The sequence below is a fragment of the Luedemannella helvata genome (assembly GCF_039528415.1).
Lineage (GTDB): Bacteria > Actinomycetota > Actinomycetes > Mycobacteriales > Micromonosporaceae > Luedemannella > Luedemannella helvata.
Genome location: NZ_BAAALS010000001.1, coordinates 104,608 through 117,583, shown reverse-complemented (window position 1 = coordinate 117,583; position 12,976 = coordinate 104,608). Strand labels below are relative to the sequence as shown.

Below are 12,976 nucleotides of genomic sequence, written 5' to 3'. Positions count from 1 at the left end.
GTCCTGCGAGGGGCCATGGGGTCAGGTCACTCTCGGGTCGGGTGCCGGGTCATGGAATTGCCAACGGAACTATCTTGCGTGACGTCGCGCTCCGAGGAAAGTCGGACCTCCGACGGGTGCCATCCGCAACCGTCCGGCGCGGGCAATATGATCTTCAGTTATGAACGACCATTCTGCGGATTCCCGTCACCGGACCAGCGAGTCCGGGCTGCCCCTGCACCCGGTGTACCGCGAAAGTGATCTGCCGCACGACCTCACCGCGCGGCTGGGCGAACCCGGATCGTTCCCGTACACCCGGGGTGTCTATCCCACGATGTACACCACCCGTCCGTGGACGATGCGCCAGTACGCGGGGTTCGGCACCGCCGCGGAGTCCAACGCCCGCTACCACCAGCTGCTCGGTGCGGGTACGCACGGGCTGTCGGTGGCGTTCGACCTGCCCACCCAGATGGGGTACGACTCGGACGCGCCCATCGCGCACGGCGAGGTCGGCAAGGTGGGCGTGGCCATCGACTCGATCGAGGACATGCGTCAGCTCTTCCACGGCATCCCGCTCGACAAGGTCAGCACGAGCATGACCATCAACGCCCCGGCGGCCGTCCTGCTGCTGCTCTACCAGTTGGTGGCCGAGGAGCAGGGGGTCGCGGCGGATCAGCTCAACGGCACGATCCAGAACGACATCCTCAAGGAGTACATCGCCCGGGGCACGTACATCTTCCCGCCGAAGCCGTCGCTGCGGCTGGTCGCGGACACCTTCGCCTACTGCCGGGCCGAGATCCCCCGGTGGAACACCATCTCCATCTCGGGCTACCACATGGCGGAGGCCGGCGCGACGCCCGCGCAGGAGGTGGCGTTCACGCTGGCCAACGGCGCGGCGTACGTACGGGCCGCCATCGACGCGGGCCTGGCCGTGGACGACTTCGCCCCGCGCCTGTCGTTCTTCTTCGTCGCGCGCACCACGCTGTTGGAGGAGGTCGCGAAGTTCCGCGCCGCCCGGCGCCTGTGGGCGCGCCTCATGCGTGACGAGTTCGGTGCCAAGGACCCGAAGTCGATGATGTTGCGCTTCCACACCCAGACCGCCGGCGTGCAGCTCACGGCGCAGCAGCCCGAGGTCAACATGATCCGGGTGGCGGTGCAGGCACTGGGCGCGGTGCTCGGCGGGACCCAGTCGCTGCACACGAACTCGTACGACGAGGCGATCGCGCTGCCCACGGAGAAGTCGGCCCGGCTGGCCCTGCGTACCCAGCAGGTCATCGCGCACGAGACCGACCTGACCGGCACGGTCGACCCCTTCGCCGGGTCGTACGCCGTGGAGGCCCTGACCGACGGCGTCGAGGAGGCCGCGACCGCGCTGATGGCCCGTGTCGACGAGTTCGGCGGGGCCGTGGCGGCCATCGAGGCCGGCTTCCAGAAGCGCGAGATCGAGACCTCGGCGTACCGGATCTCGCAGGAGATCGATTCCGGCTCGCGGATCGTCGTCGGCGTGAACCGGTACGCGCTCGACGAGGAGGAGCCCTACGAGCCGCTGCGGGTCGACCCGGCGATCGAGGCCGCCCAGGCGGCGCGCCTGGCGGAGCTGCGGCGTTCGCGGGACTCGGCGGCCGTCGAGCGCTCGCTCGCCGCGTTGCGTTCCGCCGCGGCGGGTACGGACAACGTGCTCCCGCCGATGCGCGAGGCGCTGCGGCAGCGGGCGACGGTCGGCGAGGTCTGCGACGCCCTGCGCGCCGAGTGGGGCGTCTACCGGCCCGCCGACGCCTTCTGATCCCCGAACGCGGTCGGCGGGGCCCGCGCTCACCTGATCGAGCGTTAACGGACACGCTGTGTGACTAATGTCGTGGACCGCGCGCCGTTTCCGGTTTCACCGTGCGTGCTCTTGCCAAGGAATGAGACGCTGTCCGTCGGTGTGGCGAACGTGAAAACGGGTAAGCGTGTCCGGAACATCCCCTGCTACGCGGTGGCAGGATAGGAGGGAATGGCCCAAACGTGACGCTGAGCAATGCACCTGGAACCGAAATGACATTGCGCAGCGTTACCGGCGCCGGACTACCCTGTGTGAGTCCCACCGGTTTGAAGGCAAGACACCATATTGACCGACTGAAATCGAGATGTCGTTGTGACGAGTGTGCTGACGCTGCCCGCGACAGCCGGCGGCGAACCTGAGCCAGCGGATCTTCCGGACGACCACGGCACATTCGGTTGTCCCGCCGCCTACGACCCGCGGCCGGCGCTTGACCGCTTCCTCGCCGTCCGGGGCGGGCACCTCATCGCCGTACGCCGTCACATCCACGCCAACCCGGAGCTGTCCGGGCAGGAGTTCGAGACCGCCGCCCTCATCCAGCGCGAGCTGACCGAGGCCGGCCTCAAGCCCCGCCTGCTGCCCCAGGGCAACGGCGTCATCTGCGACATCGGTACGGGCGACGGCCCGGTCGTGGCGCTGCGCGCCGACATCGACGCGCTGCCGCTGCCCGACACCAAGGACGTGCCGTACCGCTCGACGAAACCCAACGTCTGCCACGCCTGCGGCCACGACGCCCACGCCACGATCCTGCTCGGCGCGGGCCTCATGTTCGCCCAGCTGGCACGCGCCGGCCGGCTGCCCGGCCGGGTCCGGCTGCTGTTCCAGCCCGCCGAGGAACAGATCATGGTCCGTGAGGACGGTCTGCTCACCGGCGCGCCCGAGATCATCGCCGCGGGCGGCCTCAAGGACGTGACCCGGATCTTCGCCCTGCACTGCAACCCGCAGCTGCCCGTCGGCACGGTCGGGGTGCGCTCCGGCGCGTTCACCGCCGCGGCCGACACGGTCGAGGTGCGCATCACCGGGCCGGGTGGCCACACGGCCCGCCCGCACCTCACGGTCGACCTCGTGCACAGCCTCGGCCGGGTCCTCGTGGACGTGCCCGCGCTGCTGGACCGCCGCGTGGACGCGCGCGGCGGGGTCAGCCTCGTGTTCGGTGCGGTCCGGGCGGGCGAGGCGGCCAACACCATCCCGAGCGAGGGCTGGGCGCGCGGCACCGTGCGGACGCTGAGCCGTGAGACGTGGCGCGAGCTGCCGGCGCTGGTCACCGAGCTGGTGCAGAGCGTCGTGGCGGGCACGGGCGGCACCGCGCACGTCACCTACACCCGGGGCGTGCCGCCGGTCGTCAACGACAGCGCGGCCACGAAGCTCATCGCCGATGCCGCGACGGCCGTGCTCGGCCCGCAGGCGGTGCGCGAGGCCGAGGTCAGCATGGGCGGCGAGGACTTCGCGTACTACCTGGAGACCGTCCCCGGCGCGATGATCCGGCTCGGCGTGGGCCGCCCCGGCGCAGCGGAGACGTTCGACATCCACCAGTCCAGCTTCGACATCGATGAGACCGCGATCGGCCACGGCGTACGGGTGATGGTCTACACCGCGCTCGCGGCCCTGAGCCAACCGCTCTAGCCGACGACGCCCGTCCGGTGGCCGCGAAGGTCGCCGGACGGGCCGGTCGCCTCCTCGGATCACCCGCCGAACAGATTCCGGGATCTCGTATTCGTCTCATTTAGTCTGACTTCATGGCAACCGAGCTGCGGGTGCACGGCGTCTCCGGCGCCCCCGCGGAGGAGGTGCTCGACCGGCCCTGGGTGGGTCGTGTCGCGGGCGACAACGACGCCGGCTTCTACCGGCCCCGACCGGAGACCCACGCCACCACCGGTCCCGGCGGCGCGGAGCTGGAGGCCTACCGCTGGGGCAACCTCACCTCGGGCGCGGCCGCCCGCGCGCTCTGGCTGATCCTGCTGCCGTTCACCCTCGCGAACATGACCGTCTGGCTGCGGCCGCCGGCCGGCCGCGACGGGCGGGCCGTCGTGCGCGGGCTGTGCCGGCTCTTCGCGGTCTCGCTCACCGCCACGTTCGTCCTCACGGTCGTGGGCGTCGCGCTGGACCTGATCGCCTGGCAGTGCGCCACCCCGGGCTCCGACTGCCTGCGCAGGCGCTCCTGGCTGCGTCCCTTCTTCACCGGGTTCTTCGAGCCGACCAACCGGCGCCTCGCGCTGGCCGCGCTCGTGCCGCTCGGCGTGATCGCGTTGCTGTGGGAGCTGGCCCGGCGGTCGTGGGCGCGGTACGAATCGTTCCGCCCCACCGGCGAGCGCGCCGACGGCGACGGGCTCGCCTCGCCCACGTTCTGGCAGGGCCGGATCCAGGTCGGGCGCCTGCGCGCGTTGCACATCGCCGCGGCCCTCGCCACGGTCGACGCGGTCCTGCTGTACGTGCTCGTCCGCCGTGACCGGGCCGGCGGGTTCGCGGGGGTGGACCTCGGGCCGCTGTCCGCGTCGGCGGCGCGCGCGATCGGCGTGCTCCTGTGCGTACTCACGGGGGTTGTCCTCGGGGTGTGTGCCGCGGCGCTGCTGGCGCGCGGCATGGTCTCGCGCGACGAGCCCGCCCGGTGGGCCGGCCCGGCGGTGCGGGCGGTGCGGTGGACGGCCGTAGGGGTGACCGTAGCGACCCTCGGGTACGCGCTGCTGCCCCGCGCGCGGTGGCCCACGATGGGCGCGCTGCCCGGCTACGGGCCGCTGGTGACCGGGCTGTTCGCGGTCCAGGTCGGCCTGCTGAGCGCGCTGCTGCTCGTGGTGGCCGTACAGGTGGGCGCCGCGCGGCGGTACGGGCTGCTGCGCGAGCCGCTGCTCGGCGGGTTCGGCGCCCCCGTCGTCGGCTCCATCGGTCTCGGGCTGGGGATCGCGTTCTCGGCCGGGGTCACCTACCGGGTGGCCGACTACCTGGACGGCGCGGCCGTGCCCAGCCCCGCGGACTGGGCCGACCAGCCGGCGCGGCTGCGCCTGGAGCCGCCGCTGTCGTTCCAGTGGGCCGCGATCGGGTTCCTCGTCGCGACGATCGTGGTGCTGCTCGTCTACGCGTGGGTGCGGCTGGTCACGGTGCGCCGGCTGCGGGCCGGCGCCCGGGCCGCCACGGACGAGGACTTCCCCGGCGGCCGGGCGCGGAACCCCGCCCGGGCGGCCGCCGTGGACGACGCCGTGGCCGGCGCGCGGGCCACCGACCACATCGGACGGGCGATCGGCGTGGCGTGGGGCATCCTCGCGGTCGGCGTGCTGGTGGCCACGTGCCTGGCGTTGGCCGGCGTCGGCCCGGTTCAGCTCGCGCCGTCCGGGTCGCCCGGGGCGCGGATGCTGCACACCCTGACCAACGCCGGCACCTACCTCATCAGCCTCACGGTGATCGCGTTGGTGATCCTGGGGGTGCAGGCGTACCGCAAACAGCGGGTACGCCGGATCGTCGGCGTGGTGTGGGACCTGGCCACCTTCTGGCCGCGCGCCGCGCACCCGCTCGGCGTGCCCTGCTACGCGGAGCGGGCCGTGCCCGAGCTGGCGAACCGCGCGGCGTGGCTGGCGACCGAGCGGGGCGGGGTGGTGCTGTCGGGGCACAGCCAGGGCTCCGTGCTCGCGGCCACGGCGGTGCTGCAGGTGCCCCGGTCGGCCCGGTCCGGGGCGGCGCTGCTCACCTACGGCTCACCGCTGCGCCGCCTGTACGGGCGGGCCTTTCCGGCGTACTTCCACGACGGCGTGTTCGAGGAGATCAGCGGGGCGCTGGACCACGGGCAGCCGCGCTGGGTCAACCTGTGGCGGCGCACGGACGCGATCGGCGGGCCGGTCGCGCCGGGCGGGCGGGACGTGCGCGTCGTGGATCCGATCGCGTTCGATCCGCCGCCCGGCGACCGCGTGCCCCCGGTCATCGCGGGGCACTTCGACTACCAGTTGTCACCGGCCTTCGCCGTCGAGCTCACCGCCCTGCTGGACCGGCTTCGCCGCTGACGCGGGGACGGCGCGACGGCGCCGCAGCCAGAGGTAGAGCCCGACCGGGATGGCGACCGCGATGAGGAACGGCAGCAGCGCGCCGAGGATCGTCAACGCGACCTGCACGGCGGTCACGAAGGCGTGCCAGCCGGCCTTGAGGCCCGCGAGGAAGCCGGTCTCGTCCTTCTCCGGCCCGGGGGCCGGCTCGACCTTCCTGGCCGTCTGCAGCATCAGCGTGATCGTCGAGTACGACACCTTGTTGGCCATGTCGCGCTTGCGGGCCTGCAGGGTGGCCAGCTCGGTCTCACGCTTGGTCAGCTCGGACTCGACCGAGACGATCTCGCCGATCGTGTTGGCCTTCGCCATGAGCGCGCGGGTGCGGTTGAGGCTGGCCTGCTGCGAAGCGATGCGGGTGTCCAGGTCGATGACGGCCTCGGTCACGTCGGACGCCTGGCTGGACCGGTCGAGCTCCTTGCCGAGCTTGGCCAGCGTGTCGAGCGTGGTGGCGAACGACGCGGCGGGCACCCGCAGGACCAGTTGCGCGTGCGCGTCCGGGGAGCTGTAGACGCTGCGCTTGTCCGCGCCGACGTAGCCCTGGGCGCCGGTGACCAGGGCGACCGCCTTGTCGGCGGCGCCGGCCACGTCGGGGACCTCGACCGTGAGGGTGCCCGTGTAGATGATGGCCCGGTCCGTCTCGCCGGCCTGCGGCGCGTTGGCCGTACCGCCCGGCGCCGAGCCGGCCGTGCCGCCCTCCCGTGGCGCGGCCGCCTCGTCGCGGGCGGCGGAGTCCAGGTCGTTGCCGGCCTTGCTGTCGGCGCCGCCACCCTGCCAGGCGCCGGCGGCCGGGGCCTCGCTGGCGGAGTCCTTGGCGGAGCAGGCAGCGGCGCCGAGAGCGAGGGCGAGGCAGAGCGTTATCAGACCGAGGGCGCGGTGTTTGGTCATCGGATGTCCTCCCGTGCGAGTGGTGGGTCGGAGCGGCGATTGGATGCGCGACGGCTCCGCCCGGTTCCGTCAGCGTGGGATCGCGACATCACGGTTCGGCGACGGCCTAGATTAGGGACTGGTCACAGTTGCGAGGAGGCAGCGTGCGCTTCGTCAAATATTCACACTCGTGTGTCCGGATCGAGACCGGCGACGCCGTGCTCGTCATCGACCCCGGCGCGTTCAGCGAGGCGTCGGCGCTGGACGGGGTCGACGCCGTGCTCCTCACCCACGAGCACTTCGACCACCTCGACATCGACAAGCTCACGGACGCCCTGGCCCGGCGCCCGGAGGTGCGCATCTTCACGCACGCCGACGTGGTCGGCAAGCTCGGCGACCTGTCCTCGGTGACCACCACGGTGGCCTCCGGTGAGCGGTTCACGGCGGCGGGCCTGCCGGTGCGGGCGTTCGGCGGGCTGCACGCCGAGATCCACCCCGACATCCCGCGCGTGACCAACCTCGGCTTCCTGGTCGCGGACGCCCTCTATCACCCGGGCGACTCGTTCGACCTGCCCGGCGAGGTGACCGGCGTCGACACCGTGTTCGTCCCGGTGTCCGGACCGTGGCTGAAGCTCTCGGAATCGGTCGACTTCGTGCGCGCGATCCGGCCGCGCCGGGCGGTCGCGCTGCACGACTGCCTGCTCAGCGACGCGGGGTTCCTCGTCACGGACGCCAACATGAGCAAGCTGTCCGGGTGCGAGTACACGCGCCTCGCGACCGGCGCGGGCCTGGCCGTGTCCGCTGTGGACTAGCGCGTGTCCTGCCGACCGGTCGTGGACGCCGCTGTCAGACGGCCGCCAGTGCGGTCGCGAGAGCGTCGTCGGACGCCACCTCGACGTCGGGGATGATGCCGACGCCCTCCCAGTTGGTGCCGGTGAGGGGGTGGATCGCTCGGGCAACCGGCACGGTGAGTTCCAGGTGCGGGCCCAGGCGCACGCCGACGCGCGGGTGGGCGCCGCCGCGCGTGCGTTCACCCACCACGGTCGCCCGTCCCACGGCCTGCAGGTCGTAGGCGACGGCCTCGCCGCCGGAGAAGGTGTGCGGGCCGACCAGCGCGTAGACCGGCTTGTCCCGGCCGAACCGGCGGCCGGGCACCCACGGCAGCGTCCACGACTGCACGGTCCGGTCGAGTTCGCGCTCGTAAACCGACCCCAGCTGCGTGGGTTCGTGGTCGAACAGGTAGCTGAGCAGCAGCGTGACCCCCGTGGGGTCGCCCCCGACGCAGCCGCGCAGGTCGAGGATCAGCGCTCGCGCCTCGGCCACCAGGGTCATGGCCGCCGCGATGTAGTCGCCGGACACGGCGGCGGGCAGCAGCATCGGACGCAACTCCAGGTAGCCGACGTCGCCGTCGAGCCGCTCGACGCGCCCGATGCCGCCGGCGTGGCGGGAGGCGAGCTGTGCCACCTCGGCGTACCCGAACGTCTCCTCGGCCTCGGGCAACGGCTGCTCGTGGTGGATCAGGCGCAGGTGCTTGTCGCCGTTGACCGCCTGCAGGTCGGCGGTGACCCGCGCGGCGAGCACGCGTTCGTCGGCCGCGTCGGCGTAGTGGCCCTGCGCCAGGCGGGTGGCCAGGAGATCGCCGATCTGCTCAGCGACGTCGGGAAACACGTATCGCTCGCGGAGGTGTGTCCGCGTCGCGTCGATCATCGCGGCGGTGTCCATGCCGGTGAGTAGACCAGCGGCTCGATTAAAGCGTCAAGGGTTCTAGACTCTTTCGTATGGAACCGTTCGAGGTGGGCTCGGCCGCGCAGTACAGCGCCCTCGGCCATCCGCTGCGCCTGAGGCTGCTGCTGGCGCTGGGCGCCAAGCCCGCGACGATCAGCCAGCTCGCGGCCGAGCTGGGCACCCGCAAAGGCAACGTCGCGCATCATCTGGGGGTGCTGCGCGAGGCCGGCCTCGTCGTCCTCGGCGGCACCCGCCAGGTGCGCGGCGGCACGGAGCAGTACTACGAGCGCGTCGCGGAGAAACTACGGCTCGGCGGCGAGGACGACGCGCGCCGGGAACTGACCGTGCGGCTGCTCAGCGAGGAGATCCGCCAGGCGGAGCCCGACCCGTTTCTGGTCCTGCGGCGGGTACGCCTGACCCGCGAGCAGGCGCGGCGGCTGACCGCGACGCTCGGTGAGCTGGTCGAAGGGCTGGAACCGGCGGCCGACGAGGAGCCCCGCTTCAGCGTGCTCGTCGGCGTCCTCGGTCCCCGGGAGTAGCCCGAGCGTCCACCATGGACCGAGGCCCGGCGGGCGCGCGCGCCGCGCGCGAGGCAGAATCGGCGGCGTGACCCCCGAGCTGTGCGCCGCGGCGACGAAACGCGCCGTCCTCGCTCTCGGTTCCACGTTCGCTCTGCAGGCGACAACCCGCGAGCGGGCCCGCACCCTCGGCCTGTCGCCGTGGTCGCTCTACGTGGCCGGCCGAGCGGGCGTGCTCGGGCACGACGTACGCCCGGACGCGGTCGCGGCGGCACTGGGCTTCATCGCCCCGGAGGCCGTGCGCCGCGGCTGGGAGCCCACGCTGGTCATCGGCCCCCTGGCGGTCGCCGAGCTGTGCCTGGAGGAGTGGTGCCGGTGGGGCGCGGTGGCGCTGCACGGCGTCGCCGGCCTGGACCGGCTGGCGGCACTGGCCGAGCGGGTCGTGCTCGCCGCCGACCCGGGTGCCATGCCGTTGTTCGCCGCCTGGCGCGCCATGCCGCTGCCGGACGACAGCCCGGGCGCCCAGCTGGCCGTGCTGCTGCACCTGCTGCGCGAACACCGGGTCGGGGCGCAGTTGCTCGCGGTCCGCTCGGCGGGACTGCGCCCGATGGAGGCACTCATCGCCGGGCCGGAGGGCGAGGACGGCGCGTCCGCGTACGGCTGGGAGCCCCCGTACCCGCCCCGGATGCCGCTGCTGCGCCGGTTCGTGCACGCCGACGGGGTCGCCGACCGGATCGTCGCCCAGGCGCTGCGCGACCTGACGCCGGCCGAGCGCGCCGAGCTGGTGACCTTTCTCAAGATCGCCTCAGCGGTGGCGCGCTAGCGGTCAGTCCCGGGTTGGGCGGCCGCGCAGGTCGGCGACGTAGTCGTCCGGGGCGCCGGCCTTCTCGGCCGCGTTGGCGATCTCCGAGACGTACCAGGAGGTGGGCAGGCCGCCCTCGTAGCCGTCCAGCACATACACCCAGGCGGTCACCTCGCCGTCCAGGGTCGCCACCCGCACGTGCAGCTTGCGGTACGTGTCGGCGGTGAAGCCCTCCAGCTCGTCGAGCTGTTCCTCGTCGGTGGACTGGATGTCGTAGAGGGCCACGAACACCCGCCCGCCGGGATCCTCGACGACCGTGGAGACCGCTCCTTCGTGCCCGAGCAGGTCGTCACCGCCGAAGGTGAGTCGCCAGCCCTGGAGCCAGCCGGTGCCGACCAGCGGCGAATGGGGGCAATATGCCCGCATTCGTCCGGGGTCGAGGTTCGAGCCGTATGCGGCGTACAAGCGCACGGCGATGACGATAGTCCTTTTGGGCGTAAGGGAGAATGCGACGGACCGTAGTCATCTCTACGGAGGGCGTGTCGGACCCTGGCAGCGGGCACCTAGGGTAGGTCGCAGACCTTTCGGAGAAGTCGGAGACGCGATCATGAGCCGCATTGTGATCATCGGTGGGGGCCCGGCGGGCTACGAGGCGGCCCTGGTCGCCGCCCAGCTGGACGCCGAGGTGACCGTCGTCGAGGCGGACGGGGCGGGCGGCGCCTGCGTGCTCTCCGACTGCGTACCGTCCAAGACCTTCATCGCCTCCTCCGACGTGGTCACCGCCTTCCGCGAGGGAGGCGACCTGGGCGTGATCAACGACAACCCGGAGGAGGTCTGGGTGGACGCCCAGGCCGTCCACGCGCGCGTCAAGAAGCTCGCGTTGGCCCAGTCGCACGACATCGCCACCAAGCTGACCAAGGCCGGCGTGGAGCTGGTCGCCGGCACCGCCCGGCTCGGCGACGACGCCCTCGGCCACCGGCACCCGGTGATCATTACGCCGGCCGGCGGCGACGAGTACAGCGTCGACGCCGACGTGGTCCTGATCGCGACCGGCGCCACCCCCCGCGTCCTGCCCGACGCCCGCCCGGACGGCGAGCGGATCCTCACCTGGCGCCAGGTCTACGACCTGCCCGAGCTGCCGTCGAAGCTGGTCATCGTCGGCTCCGGCGTGACCGGCGCCGAGTTCGCGAGCGCGTACCTCGCCGCCGGCGTCGACGTCACCCTCGTCTCCAGCCGCGACCGGGTCATGCCGCACGAGGACGCCGACGCGGCCATGGCGATCGAGAACGTCTTCCGCGCCCGCGGCATGACCATCCTCGGCAACGCCCGCGCCGAGTCGGTCACCCGAACGGCCGACGGCGTCCTGGTCACCCTCGCCGACGGGCGTACGGTCGAGGCGTCGCACGCCCTCATGGCGGTCGGTTCCGTCCCCAACACCGGTTCGCTCAACCTCCAGGGGTACGGGGTGACGGTCGCGCCCGGGGGTTACGTACAGGTCGACCGCGTCTCCCGGACGAACGTGCCCGGCGTCTACGCGGCCGGCGACTGCACCGGCGTGCTGCCCCTGGCCAGCGTCGCCGCCATGCAGGGCCGGGTGGCCATGTGGCACTCCCTCGGCGAGGCCGTCATCCCGCTCAAGCTCAAGACCGTCGCCGCGAACGTCTTCACCGACCCCGAGCTGGCCAACGTCGGCGTCTCGCAGAAGGAGGTCGACTCCGGCAAGGTACCCGCCCGCACGGTCATGCTCTCGCTGGACGGCAACGCCCGCGCCAAGATGGCCAACGTCACCGACGGCTTCATCAAGCTGTTCTGCCGCCCGGCGTCCGGCCTGATCATCGGCGGCGTGGTCGTGGCCCCGAAGGCCAGCGAGCTGATCCTGCCGATCTCCATGGCGATCGAGAACCACCTGACGGTCGACCAGCTGGCCCACACGATCACGATCTACCCGTCCCTGTCGGGCTCCATCGCGGAGGCCGCGCGCCAGCTCATGCAGCACGAGTTCGAGTAAGGGGAACGTAGATCTCGCGGTTGTGGTCCGCGACGGCGGCGCTGGTGAGCGTCGCCCGCAGGGGGATCACGTCGAAGGCCACCCGCGCGCCGGTGGAGATCGCGTCGCCCCGGGCCGTCATCGACAGCGTGCAGTGCGGCACCCATACGCCCGGGCGGTACAGCGGCCAGAACTCCACCCCCGCGGCGTCCAGCCGGCGGACGACCTCGGCGTGCAGCTCAAGCAGCGGGTTCGTGGGCGCGGGGCCGAGCCAGAGGACGCCGCCGGGGAACTGCCCCACGTGCCCGAACGTCAGCTCGATCGGTGGCGGCACCGCCAGACCACTGAGGGCGTCGTTGATGGCGACCGGGTCCAGCTCGTGGGCCGCGACGAGCGACACGTGCGGGCGGTGCCTGCCGTGCGAGTGCTCGCCCTGGTTGTTGACGCCCGCGGCGGTCAGCGCCCGCCACAGCGTCTTGATCCGCTGCTCGGCGACGGTGTCGAAATACAGCTCCAGGGCGGCGACCATGCCCCGCAGGGTAACCCCGTCCCGATAGGACACGGCCGCATCCCCATTGTTGGCGCCGTTTCCGGCGTACGCTGTGTCGCGTGCTCGTGGTGACCTCCAACGACATTCCCGGTTACGAGGTGCTCGCCGTCTACGGCGAGGTCTTCGGCGTCACGGTCCGGGCCCGCAATGTCGGCGCCGGCTTCACCGCGAGCTTCCGCTCCATCGGCGGCGGCGAGATCCCGGAGATGACCACGCTGCTCCTGCAGAGCCGCAACGAGGCCATGGGCCGCATGATCTATCAGGCGCAGCAACGGGGCGCCAACGCCATCACGGCCATGCGCTTCGACAACGGTGAGATCGCCGGGCGCTGGACGGAGATCTGCGCGTACGGCACGGCCGTGTGGGTCGCCCCGGTCACGGACGCCGCCAAGCGCCAGTACGAGGCCCTGGTCGCGGCCGGCCGCATGCCCCACCAGCAGCAGTACGCCACCAACATCAGCGAGTACGGCCCGCCCCCCAGCCACTAGCCACCCAGGGCCGCCGATACCGGGGCCTGACGTGGCCGCCGACCGGCCGCGTGCGGTGAGGCGCGCCAAAGTCGTAGTTCTGGCGGGGTGTGGGCGGCTGCTGTTCGCCATAGTCGTGCTTTTGGCGGGGTGGGCCCGGCTGCTGTTCGCCAAAGTCGTGACTTTGGTGGGGTGGGCCCGGCTGCTGCTCGCCAAAGGTGTGACTTTGGTGGGGTGTGG

General features: G+C 72.2%; 13 protein-coding genes. 9 read left to right on the top strand and 4 right to left on the bottom strand.

What is annotated here, in order from left to right; all coding sequences use genetic code 11:
• Nucleotides 1-160: 160 nt before the first annotated feature.
• From ABD191_RS00570 to ABD191_RS00560, 3 genes are all read left to right on the top strand, one after another.
• Complete coding sequence (locus ABD191_RS00570) at nt 161-1,762, top strand: acyl-CoA mutase large subunit family protein (protein WP_344075523.1); 1,602 nt, start codon at nt 161-163, stop codon at nt 1,760-1,762.
• Between the two features lie 351 nt (nt 1,763-2,113).
• Complete coding sequence (locus ABD191_RS00565) at nt 2,114-3,421, top strand: amidohydrolase (protein ID WP_344075521.1); 1,308 nt, start codon at nt 2,114-2,116, stop codon at nt 3,419-3,421.
• 113 nt (nt 3,422-3,534) lie between these two features.
• Complete coding sequence (locus ABD191_RS00560) at nt 3,535-5,784, top strand: hypothetical protein (RefSeq protein WP_344075519.1); 2,250 nt, start codon at nt 3,535-3,537, stop codon at nt 5,782-5,784.
• Here the strand turns inward: ABD191_RS00560 and ABD191_RS00555 are convergent.
• Nucleotides 5,731-6,708 (bottom strand): DUF4349 domain-containing protein, encoded by a 978-nt coding sequence (locus ABD191_RS00555; protein WP_344075517.1) that lies wholly within the window; start codon nt 6,706-6,708, stop codon nt 5,731-5,733. The two genes, ABD191_RS00560 and ABD191_RS00555, sit on opposite strands and share 54 nt — an antisense overlap.
• Nucleotides 6,709-6,851: 143 nt before the next feature.
• Here ABD191_RS00555 and ABD191_RS00550 point away from each other — a divergent pair, with 143 nt between their 5' ends.
• Nucleotides 6,852-7,499 carry an MBL fold metallo-hydrolase gene (locus tag ABD191_RS00550; protein WP_344075515.1) on the top strand — a complete coding sequence of 216 codons (648 nt, stop codon included), beginning with the start codon at nt 6,852-6,854 and terminating at the stop codon, nt 7,497-7,499.
• A 34-nt stretch (nt 7,500-7,533) separates the two neighbouring features.
• Here the strand turns inward: ABD191_RS00550 and ABD191_RS00545 are convergent, their stop codons facing one another.
• Nucleotides 7,534-8,409: a S41 family peptidase gene (locus tag ABD191_RS00545; RefSeq protein WP_344075513.1), complete on the bottom strand. Its 876-nt coding sequence runs from the start codon at nt 8,407-8,409 to the stop codon at nt 7,534-7,536.
• 56 nt (nt 8,410-8,465) lie between these two features.
• Between ABD191_RS00545 and ABD191_RS00540 the strand changes: the two genes are divergently transcribed.
• A complete protein-coding gene (locus tag ABD191_RS00540) occupies nt 8,466-8,951 on the top strand; it encodes an ArsR/SmtB family transcription factor (protein ID WP_344075510.1) in 486 nt (161 codons plus the stop codon).
• 67 nt (nt 8,952-9,018) lie between these two features.
• Nucleotides 9,019-9,753: an SCO6745 family protein gene (locus ABD191_RS00535; RefSeq protein ID WP_344075508.1), complete on the top strand. Its 735-nt coding sequence runs from the start codon at nt 9,019-9,021 to the stop codon at nt 9,751-9,753.
• A gap of 3 nt (nt 9,754-9,756) precedes the next feature.
• Here the strand turns inward: ABD191_RS00535 and ABD191_RS00530 are convergent, their stop codons facing one another.
• The gene (locus ABD191_RS00530; RefSeq protein ID WP_344075506.1) at nt 9,757-10,203 is read right to left on the bottom strand and encodes a gamma-glutamylcyclotransferase family protein; all 447 of its coding nucleotides are present in this window, start codon (nt 10,201-10,203) and stop codon (nt 9,757-9,759) included.
• Between the two features lie 136 nt (nt 10,204-10,339).
• Between ABD191_RS00530 and ABD191_RS00525 the strand changes: the two genes are divergently transcribed.
• Nucleotides 10,340-11,740 (top strand): NAD(P)H-quinone dehydrogenase, encoded by a 1,401-nt coding sequence (locus ABD191_RS00525; protein ID WP_344075504.1) that lies wholly within the window; start codon nt 10,340-10,342, stop codon nt 11,738-11,740.
• Here ABD191_RS00525 and ABD191_RS00520 read toward each other — a convergent pair.
• The gene (locus ABD191_RS00520; protein ID WP_344075501.1) at nt 11,718-12,248 is read right to left on the bottom strand and encodes a 2'-5' RNA ligase family protein; all 531 of its coding nucleotides are present in this window, start codon (nt 12,246-12,248) and stop codon (nt 11,718-11,720) included. The two genes, ABD191_RS00525 and ABD191_RS00520, sit on opposite strands and share 23 nt — an antisense overlap.
• 80 nt (nt 12,249-12,328) lie before the next feature.
• Between ABD191_RS00520 and ABD191_RS00515 the strand changes: the two genes are divergently transcribed.
• Nucleotides 12,329-12,757 carry a YbjQ family protein gene (locus ABD191_RS00515; RefSeq protein ID WP_344075498.1) on the top strand — a complete coding sequence of 143 codons (429 nt, stop codon included), beginning with the start codon at nt 12,329-12,331 and terminating at the stop codon, nt 12,755-12,757.
• 31 nt (nt 12,758-12,788) lie between these two features.
• Nucleotides 12,789-12,976 (top strand): hypothetical protein (locus ABD191_RS00510; RefSeq protein ID WP_344075497.1); only part of this gene is annotated, 188 nt, incomplete at its 3' end.

Bases quoted from the DNA above. Each gene is read 5' to 3' on its own strand.
- ABD191_RS00570 (WP_344075523.1), top strand. From the start codon at position 161: ATGAACGACCATTCTGCGGATTCCCGTCACCGGACCAGCGAGTCCGGG.
- ABD191_RS00520 (WP_344075501.1), bottom strand. From the start codon at position 12,248: ATGGTCGCCGCCCTGGAGCTGTATTTCGACACCGTCGCCGAGCAGCGG.
- ABD191_RS00525 (WP_344075504.1), top strand. From the start codon at position 10,340: ATGAGCCGCATTGTGATCATCGGTGGGGGCCCGGCGGGCTACGAGGCG.
- ABD191_RS00540 (WP_344075510.1), top strand. From the start codon at position 8,466: ATGGAACCGTTCGAGGTGGGCTCGGCCGCGCAGTACAGCGCCCTCGGC.
- ABD191_RS00560 (WP_344075519.1), top strand. From the start codon at position 3,535: ATGGCAACCGAGCTGCGGGTGCACGGCGTCTCCGGCGCCCCCGCGGAG.
- ABD191_RS00555 (WP_344075517.1), bottom strand. From the start codon at position 6,708: ATGACCAAACACCGCGCCCTCGGTCTGATAACGCTCTGCCTCGCCCTC.
- ABD191_RS00545 (WP_344075513.1), bottom strand. From the start codon at position 8,409: ATGGACACCGCCGCGATGATCGACGCGACGCGGACACACCTCCGCGAG.